We start from the raw sequence: 8,837 nt of genomic DNA, 5'->3' as shown, positions 1-8,837 counted from the left end.
GATCGACAGGGTCTGCTCGTTGCGGTCGCCGCTCGAGTGGTGGCTCAGACGGCACCGGACCCGGGCGATCAGCTCGCGCGTCGCGAACGGCTTGGCCAGGAAGTCCACGGCACCTGCCTCGAGGACCTCGATGCGGGCCCCGACGGTGGCGTCGGCCGAGAGCACCAGGACCTTGGCGTCGCGGCGCACGGCCAGCAGGCCCGACAGCACGGCCCGCCCCTCGATCCCGGGCATCACCAGGTCCAGCACCACGAGGTCGGGCGCCTCGGCCATGGCCTTGCGCAGGCCCTCGGCTCCGTCCAGGGCCGTCGTGACCCGGTGTCCGTCCCCCTCGAGGGCGCGCGCCACGAACTTGACCAGATCGGGCTCGTCGTCCACGACCAGAATGTGTCCCATCCCCACCCCCACCGTCAGGCGTTGCGCAGCCGAGAACGGAAACCTCCCACAAGGCGACCACCGTCGATCGTCCACGAATGGTGCCGGTCGTGATCGGGGACGGGAGCCACTTCCTGAATTATGGGTATCGAGGACCTGTCAGGGAGCGCCTTCGACGAGGTCCGAGGCATGCATGTCGCCGCCGGGTGCGGTGACGCTCACCCAGCTGATGCTGCTCCCCGCCACCCCGAGCGCCGTGACGGCGACGACGGCGACCAGGGCGAGGCGAACCCCGTCGACCGAGGTGCCGACCGCTCGGCCGACTGCCCACCCGCGCAGGAGGGCCACGGCGAGGACCAGGGTGAGGACCTCGAGGGCGCAGGCTGCGACGTCGGCGAGGCCGACGGGCTCGGGCACGCCGATCTCCGGGCCGAAGGGCATCCCGGCGGTCCGGGACACCAGCCACAGCAGCAGCGGTCCGCCCGAGGCGGCGGCGCAGGCCAGCAGGACGCCCGCTCGGGGCAGCAGCAGCACGCCGACGGCCAGGCCGAGCTCGGCCAGGGTCAGGATCGCGAAGAACACCCCCGCGGCGGGCCATTCCTCGACGTGCTCGGGCATCACGGCGGCGTGGATGGCGGCGCTCCCGACGAGTCCACCGGCCAGCACCGTGCGCGCCGGACCGAAGCGGCCCAGGAACCTTCCCGCCCGGTCCGGGCGGGCGGAGGCGAGCCGGAGGTGGCCGCCGCGCAGGGCGACCAACCACCCGACGAGGACGAGGTTGGTGAGGAGGAGGAGGAGGGTGCCAAGAGCGACCGCGCGCTCCTGCAGTCCCAGCGTCGCCTGCAGCTGGGCGCCCTGACAGGCAGCCCCGCAGCTGGCCCTGACCATGTCCAGCATCGGCAGCTGGGCGGCCTGCAGTCGATAGTCGTACGCCGAGCTGACGGCCAGGACGCCGGCGCCGGTCAGGGTGCCGAGACCGACCACCAGCAGCACCGTGCCGCCGACCGCGCGGAGGCCTCGTGGGTGCGGTCCGAACCAGCGGCGCGCCAGGACGAGCGCCCCCAGCACCGCCAGTGCGAAGACCGGTAGGAGCAGCAGTGACTCACGCAGCCAGCTGGTCGCCGGCGCGTCGGTCCGCTCCACGGAGCCGAGGGCGGTGCGCATGGCGACCGTCCAGAACGCGTCCGCCCCGCTGAGCAGGACGGCGAGCGGCAGCACCGTCGACCACGGGACGGCCGACGGCCCGACGGCGGGCGCGGACTGCCCCGGCGCGGCGCGGCCGGTCGCGGGCGTGGTGGTCGCGTCCATGTCGTGACGGCCCCACCCCCGGTCAGGGGGTGATCTCCCAGCCGAACATCATGGCGTGGTCCTCGTGGGCCAGGTTGTGGCAGTGCGCCACGTAGGGCCCGGTGAAGTCGCGGAAGCCGCGGTAGATGATCACCGACTCGCCGGGATCGAGGGCGACGAGGTCCTCGCGCGAGATGTCGTCGGGGTGTCCGGGGTCGGCGACACGGGTGACGTCCTTGCCGTTGCGCATCACGACGCGGTGCTCCTCCATGTGCAGGTGGAAGGGGTGCACCCACCCGCCGCCGCCGTTGCGGATCTCCCACAGGTTGTAGCTGCCCTTCTTCTGCTGCGCCAGCGGGGTCTTTCCGGCCGGGTTGCGCAGGCTCGTCGCCACGACGGCAGGGTCGAACGGCTTGCCGTTGATCAGCCACTCGACCTCCGCGCCGATGCTCCCGCGCTTGACCTCGAAGATCGTCCGGTTGGCCATCAGGGTCTTCCAGTTGCTGGGCAGCGGGGGCAGGTCCCGCAGCTTGGTCGTGGGGCTCGGCAGCACGCTGTTGTCCTCGACCGCGTCCTCGAGCACGAACTTCATGACCGGCACCTTGTAGGCGGGGTCGGGGAAGAACCGCGAGGAGTTCGTCCACATCCGCCCGTCGGGCATCTTCATCACGTCGGTGAGGTAGATCTCGTCACCGGTCTGGGTCTCCGTGCCGTCCTGGTAGTGGGTGAAGTCGATGATGACCTCGCGCCGCTTGGCCGGCCACAGCTCGAAGGAGTCCCGCGTGATGGGGAAGGGCAGCAGGCCGCCGTCGGCGGCGATCTGGGTGAACTGCATGCACTGCTGCCCGTCGGGGATGCGGTGCTGGCCCTGGAGCTCGTTGAGGGTGTAGCCCAGCGACGCGGCGGTCTTGGGACCCTGCAAGGACTTCATCAGCTTGAACTCGTAGATGCGGGCCACCGAGGCGTCCAGGAACCGGAAGCGGTACTTGCGCCGCTTGACCTTCATCACCGGGTACGCCGTGCCGTTGACGGTGAAGATGTCCCCGACGAAGCCGTGGTTCGGGAAGTGCTTGTAGAAGGTCTTGCCCCACCACTCGGGGTGCTTGGCCGGGTTGTGCGCGGCGGGGTACTCCCCCATCCCGTCGTGCACGTCCTGGTGCAGCGTGATCCCGTCGTCGAGACGGCAGTCGTACAAGGCCAGCGGCACGTCGTAGTCCACGTCGAAGGTGCCGTCGGAGTGGTCGTGGCGGACCCCCGGCAGGCGCAGCCCCTGGGTCTCGTCGCCCATGTCCATGCCGTCCTTGGGGTCGTAGATCGGGTACAGCCCGACCATGCCCTTGTAGACGTTCGCCCCGGTGTGGTCCATCCGGTGGTCGTGGAACCAGAAGAAGCTCTGCTTCTCGGTGTCGTCCCCGCCGGCCGGCCAGTTCAGGTACAGGTTGTCGACCCACTGGCCCGGCTTGTAGCCGTGGTGCTGGGGGCCGTACCGCATCGAGTAGTGCGGGTTCCCGTCGCTCTCCGGTGCGGTGTGCCCGTTGTGCAGGTGGGTCAGGAAGGAGTAGTCCGGGGACCCGAAGTCCTGGCGGTCGAGGTTGTACGGGTTCTCGTCCAGCCGGTTCGCGAAGCGCACCAGCGCGGGCTTGCCGTACTCGGCGTTGATCATCGGTCCCGGGAAGGTGCCGTTGAACCCGTAGATCGTGCTGGGAGGCAGCGACCTCCGCGTGCCGGCCGGGTAGCTCTTGCGCTTCGCGTCGAAGGACACCGACGGCTGACCCAGTGAGTTGATGGCCATCACCGGCGAGGAGGTGAAGGAGTGCTCAGCCACCAGGCACTCGATCTGGTAGACGATGGGGTCCGCCATGCCCATCTGACCGGGCCAGACCTGGTGCTTCTCGTTGCGCAGGTAGTCGCGGGTGCCCTCGACGTAGCGTCCGTCGCAGCCGTTCTGCTCCCCGTCACCCCCTCCTGGGAGGTAGGTCCACGACGACATGTCCGCCGGACGCAGCGCCTGCGGGATCGGGAGCTCGTCCTTGAACGGCTCGAGGATCAGCGGGCTGGTCGGGAACACCTCCTTGTAGAAGAGCGTGTCCGCCAGCGCGGTGCCGGCCGCAGCCAGCGCACCGTCCGCGGACAGCAGGCCACGCTGCGCGAGGTAAGGCCCCCCGAGGTTCCCGGCCGCGCCGACCGCGATCCCTGCCGCGCCGGCCGCGCCCAGCCTCAGGACCAGACGACGCGGGACCCGGTCGTCCGTCCGCTCGTCGCGCTGCTCATCTCCGGGGGCTTCGTCGGACATCGCGCTGACCTCCGCCCCACGGCTCTTCCCGAGAACCGGTGCCCTCACCCACCAGGGCGAGGGCGGCTGCGCTTCGATCGACGACGTGCACGACTGCCTCCCGACGAGCCTTGACCGCCTCGGTCGTGACCGAGGCGGCGGGGCCGCACAGCCCCGGGATGCTCGACGTACGCACTCTTCACCGGAGACCTTGGAAGAACCTGTGGCTTGCGGCGGCGTGGGTCGGGGGCGGGCTCAGTCCTCCTCGATGGTGCCGCACAGCGCCGGCATCGAGATCTCGTTGTCGTCCTGGTCRGTGGCGGCGTCACCACCGGCGTTGGGGTTGGTCGCCTGGTGGTCACCGTCCAGGTCGACACCGTGGACGACGATCGCGTACTGGCTCAGGTCACCGAGGGCGCTGAGGGCATCCCCGCCGTCGAGGACCGTGTAGGTCCTGGTGTAGCCGATCCTCGTGCCCCGGTCGTTGAGGCCGTCACTGAGCGTGATCTGCACGGGACCGTAGGCGGGCAGTCCCTCGACCAGGTCGATGAAGCCGTTGTGGTCGCCGTCGAACGACAGGTCGGGACACTCGTTCTCGGCCTGCCGGATGCCATGGATGTGGGCGATGTGGATGCCGTCGTCGAGGCCCTTGGCCCGCAGCTTGACGACCAGCTCACCGTCGCGTTCGCGCAGGTCGGCACGACCCTCGCCATCGACGTTGAGCGGCGCCAGGTCGGCTTCGAACCGGGCATCACGCCCGGAGTGGTCGTCGTCACCGGCCTGGACGTGCGCCTGGGCGACCGGGACACCGGCAGCGGCGACGGCGAGGCTGGCGGCGGCGATGAGGGACAGTCTGGATCTACGCATGACAGGACTCTTTCCGGTAGACGGTCTGCTTCCTCAAGGGACGACGAGGTCCGACCCCGCGCGGTTCACCGGGTCGGCGTGGGGCAAGGAGTCCATGGTCGACGCCAGTGCCTGGTCTGCGGTGCCCGTCGTACCAGCGGGCCACCTGTCCTTGGCCTCACGGTGCCGCGGGAACCCGAGCGGTTGTGACGGTCGTGCCGGCTGTCACGACGCGGGTCGCGATGCGTAGGTCCGGACCACGGCGACGCAGGTGGTCGACGAGCTCGTCACCCGCGGCCGCGAGCGCCGCGTCGCTCATCGGCTCGAGGGCATCGAGGATGAACAGCGCGCTGGTGGTGTCCGCGGTGAGCCGGGTTCGTCGACCCTGACGCCAGTTCCAGCGACGGCAGGTGACACCTGCGTCGTCGCACCAGACGACCTCCCCCTGGTCGGGATGCTCGACGACCGGGTCACCGTCGGCGGTGGTGTCGAACGGCTCGTCACCGGTGGCGCGCAGCAGACGCGGCGCGCCCGCGTAGGCGGCCAGGTCCTCACCACCGATCGGCAGCTGGTGGACGACGCTGACCGCGTTGTAGAGGTCGGTGAGCGGGTTGACGCGCGGGAAGCCGGAGGCGGTACGGCGCAGAAGTGCCTCGAGACTGTTGCGGGTGCGCTGGGGCTTGGCCCCGAAGGCTCGGTAGGCCTCGCGCCACGCATCGACGTGCGGAAGGTCCTCGACCCGTGCGTCGGACAGGAGCTCGTGGGCAACCGCCTCGGCGCGCGCGACCAACGCCTCGCTCGCGCCATCCTCGCCCACCTCATTCTGTACTGCTGGGACGAGGCCATCGGCGGCAACGAGGAGCGCGCGGTAGTCGGGGCGGAGGTCGGCGATACCGTCGCCGATGTGCGCTCCGGCCAGGAAGGACTCGAGGGCTGYGGTGCCGCGGACGTCAGTCATGGCTTGCGGACCTCGGGCCGGCACCGACGCGGGGCTCGAGCACGGCGAGGGAGAAGCGGGCCGGCACTGCACCCTGGTTGGCGTAGGAGTGCGGTACGTCGCTGACGAAGGAGATCGCATCGTCCACGCCGAGGACCTCGGTCTGGTCGTCGACCACGATGGTGACCGCGCCGTCACGGACCTGCAGGACCTCCTTGGTGCCCGCGACGTGAGGCTCGCTGTCGTGCCGGTCACCGGGGGCGAGCGTCCAGTCCCACAGCTCGAGGATGTCGGGCGGGCTCGTGCCGGCGAGCAGGACCCCGTGTCCACCCCCCTCGCCGGTCCACAGCGTGGGGGCGGCGCCCCTGCGAACGACCGTGACGGGCTTGGTCTGCGGAACCGCCACGAGCGCCTGGAGACCGACGCCGAGCGCATCGCCGAGGCGCAGCAGGGTCGTGACGCTCGGGTTCGCGGTGCCCTGCTCGACGTTGATGAGCATCCGCCGGCTCACGCCCGAGTGCTCCGCGAGCTGGTCGAGGGTCCACTCGCGCGTCTGGCGCTCCGCTCGCACCTTCGCACCGATCGCCGCTGAGAGCTCATGGGGATTCGACTGCATGAGTGCATCATAGTGCCCGCCTAGTGCAGCACGTCGTCGAGCGTCACGCGCGACGCTCGTGGCGGATCTCGTCGGGTAGGAGGTAGTCGGGCGAGACCTCCCTGATCCCCGCCAATGTCTCCACCGTCGCCACGACGTCGCGCGCAGCGGCCACGTCATGCACGCGCACGATGTTGCCGGGCTCGGCGGCGAAGTAGGCGATCGCTGCAGCAGTGGCCGCATCTCGGCCACGAGGTGACCGGCCAGTCACCGCGCCGAGGAAGTCCTTGCGGGACAGCGCGAGCAGGACAGGCCGGCCGAGCGCGCGGACGTCCGCGATGCGTCGGAGCACGTCGACGGTCTGGCGGGGGGTCTTGCTGAAGTCCGGGCCCGGATCGACGATGACCGCGTCCTCCGGGAGGCCGAGCTCGACGGCTGCCGCCACGCGCTGTCCGAGAAACTCGACCACTTCGTCAGCGACGTCGACGTACAGGTCCTTCTGCTGCAGGCGGACCTTCGGCTCTGCTGCGGTGTGCATCACGACCAGGGCGGCTCCATGCCTCAGGCATGACGTCACCACGTCGGGATACCGGAGACCGCTCACGTCGTTCAGGATCGAGGCCCCGGCAGCCAGCGCCTCCTCGGCGACGACCGGCTTGTACGTGTCCACGCTGACCAAGAGGTCGGGGTACGTCGCGCGAAGCCACTGGACGATCGGCACCACCCGCTCGATCTCGTCCCTCGCAGCCACCTCGGGCTGGTTCGTGATCGCCGACTGCCCGCCCACGTCGATGATGTCCGCGCCGGCCTCTACCAGCGACGCCGCGAGCTCCAGCCGTTCCTGCAGCGACGTGAAGCGACCCGCGTCCGAGAAGGACTCAGGACTCGCGTTCACCACGCCCATCACCAGCGTCGAGCTGACGGTGCGAACGTCCCCGCCGATGCGCAGAGTGGGTGCCATCACGACTGAAGGATAGGTGGACCACCCTGGTCGTCAGCCCCGTCTCGCATGGCGTCTACTCGGCCCCGTCGGCCGACGCGGACGGCCGAGCTGTGTGGTGCGGGTGCCCAGCCGTGCGTCGATCTTCCTTCATCTCGGCCTCGAAGAGGTGTGGTCGCCCCCCTACGAGATCGTCACGTGCACGTCTCTCCAGGTCCTTGAACGGGGAGTAGTACGTCTCGTCGTACTCCTCGACGATCTGGAAGGACCAGCGGCCGTCCAGCACGTTGCGACCGACCAGCTCCTGGGCGACCTCATCCGCGAGCACGGCGTGGCCGGCGGCGCGGAGGTCATCGACCGCTTCGCCGAGCGTCAGGTCCGCGGTCCCGGACAGCCGATGGAAGGCGAAGAGATGACCACGCGCGTCCTCGACGGTCTCCAGCGCCTTGGACAGCTTGCCCAACGCGGAGACCGTCTCGTCCGAGACGTCAACCGGTCGTCGATGGCGTTCTGCCGGACCGTCCTGAGGCGTCATGCAACCACGATAGTCGCGCGAGGCTCGCCGTGCGGCCCAAGCCTTCCGGCCGTCGGTGGGACCACCCGATCGACGGCTGGGGAACTCCACGCGGCTGAGGCGAGGGCAGGGCCGTCTCAGTACGCCGACGTCGACTCGCCTCCACCGCGGCGCGCCGCGATCGACCCCGCGAGGCCAGCAACCAGTCCCCGCAGCACACCCGGCGTACGCACGCACACCGTCAGCGACGCCTCCCCGACATCCAGCCCGCGACCCCCTCGACGAGCACCTTCATGCCGATCAGCTCTCACCAGACCTGCCGACCCGTCCGGCCGGCCCGGGCCGGGTGCCGCCCGGTAGGTCCTTGACCGGAGTCGAGACATGGCACGACTTCAGTGCGATGGAACGGACCCGACGATCGCCGCCGCGGGCGTGCCCGGCGTCGTCTTGGAGGCGGAGGGCTCAGGTCTCGGCGCGGAGAAAGGTGAGCACCGCTAGAACGCGGCGGTGATCGTCGTCCGTGTCGGGGAGATTGAGCTTGGCGAAGATGTTGGAGATGTGCTTTTCGACGGCGCCGAGCGTGACGACCAGTTCCCTGGCTATGCCGGCGTTGGTGCGACCTTCGGCCATCAGCGCCAGCGTCTCGCGTTCGCGCGGTGTGAGCGGATCGAGCTTGTTGCTGACGGCGGATCGGGTGCGGACGAGCTCGGAGACGACCTCCCGGTCCAGGGCGGTGCCGCCGGCCGCGACGCGGTGCAGTGCATCAACGAAATCGGCGATGTCGCTGACTCGCTCCTTGAGGAGGTAGCCGAGACCGGCGCCGGGCGAGTCGAGGAGTTCGGCGGTGTACACGGGTTCGACGTACTGCGACAGGATGAGTGTGGCCAGTGCGGGGTGCTTGGCTCTCGCCTCGATCGCCGCCCGGATGCCCTCGTCGGCGAAGGCGGGAGGCAACCGAACATCGATGATCGCCAGGTCGGGGTGGTGCTCGGCGACGATGCTCAGCAGACCAGGCCCGGTGTCTGTCGTCGCGACGACGTCGATGTCGACATCGTTGAGCAGGGCTACGAG

9 protein-coding genes are annotated in these 8,837 nt (G+C 69.9%); all 9 read right to left on the bottom strand.

Features of this window, described 5'->3' with window-relative positions:
* On the bottom strand, positions 1-378 hold a 378-nt coding region (locus ACXJKL_RS08280), incomplete at its 3' end, for a response regulator transcription factor (protein ID WP_457206585.1).
* 156 nt (positions 379-534) lie between these two features.
* Positions 535-1,683, bottom strand: coding sequence for a hypothetical protein (locus tag ACXJKL_RS08275; protein WP_457206584.1), 1,149 nt, complete (start codon positions 1,681-1,683; stop codon positions 535-537).
* Positions 1,684-1,705: 22 nt separating this feature from the next.
* On the bottom strand, positions 1,706-3,955 hold the full coding sequence (locus ACXJKL_RS08270; RefSeq protein ID WP_457206583.1) for a multicopper oxidase family protein: 2,250 nt from the start codon (positions 3,953-3,955) through the stop codon (positions 1,706-1,708).
* Between the two features lie 234 nt (positions 3,956-4,189).
* Entirely contained in the window at positions 4,190-4,801 is a 612-nt protein-coding gene (locus tag ACXJKL_RS08265) for a hypothetical protein (protein WP_457206582.1), read from the bottom strand.
* Between the two features lie 157 nt (positions 4,802-4,958).
* The gene (locus ACXJKL_RS08260; protein WP_457206581.1) at positions 4,959-5,738 is read right to left on the bottom strand and encodes a B3/B4 domain-containing protein; all 780 of its coding nucleotides are present in this window, start codon (positions 5,736-5,738) and stop codon (positions 4,959-4,961) included.
* Entirely contained in the window at positions 5,731-6,333 is a 603-nt protein-coding gene (locus ACXJKL_RS08255) for a helix-turn-helix domain-containing protein (protein WP_457206580.1), read from the bottom strand. Before ACXJKL_RS08255 ends, ACXJKL_RS08260 begins: the two co-directional genes overlap by 8 nt.
* Before the next feature lie 43 nt (positions 6,334-6,376).
* Entirely contained in the window at positions 6,377-7,273 is an 897-nt protein-coding gene (gene folP / locus ACXJKL_RS08250) for a dihydropteroate synthase (protein WP_457206586.1), read from the bottom strand.
* A 55-nt stretch (positions 7,274-7,328) separates the two neighbouring features.
* Positions 7,329-7,787 carry a hypothetical protein gene (locus tag ACXJKL_RS08245; protein ID WP_457206579.1) on the bottom strand — a complete coding sequence of 153 codons (459 nt, stop codon included), beginning with the start codon at positions 7,785-7,787 and terminating at the stop codon, positions 7,329-7,331.
* Between the two features lie 441 nt (positions 7,788-8,228).
* A partial coding sequence (locus tag ACXJKL_RS08240) for a LuxR C-terminal-related transcriptional regulator (RefSeq protein ID WP_457206578.1) occupies positions 8,229-8,837 on the bottom strand: 609 nt, incomplete at its 5' end.

This window comes from Nocardioides sp. P5_C9_2 (assembly GCF_054049555.1).
Note: the sequence above shows the minus strand (reverse complement) of the source record. Positions and strands in the feature narration are given on the sequence as shown.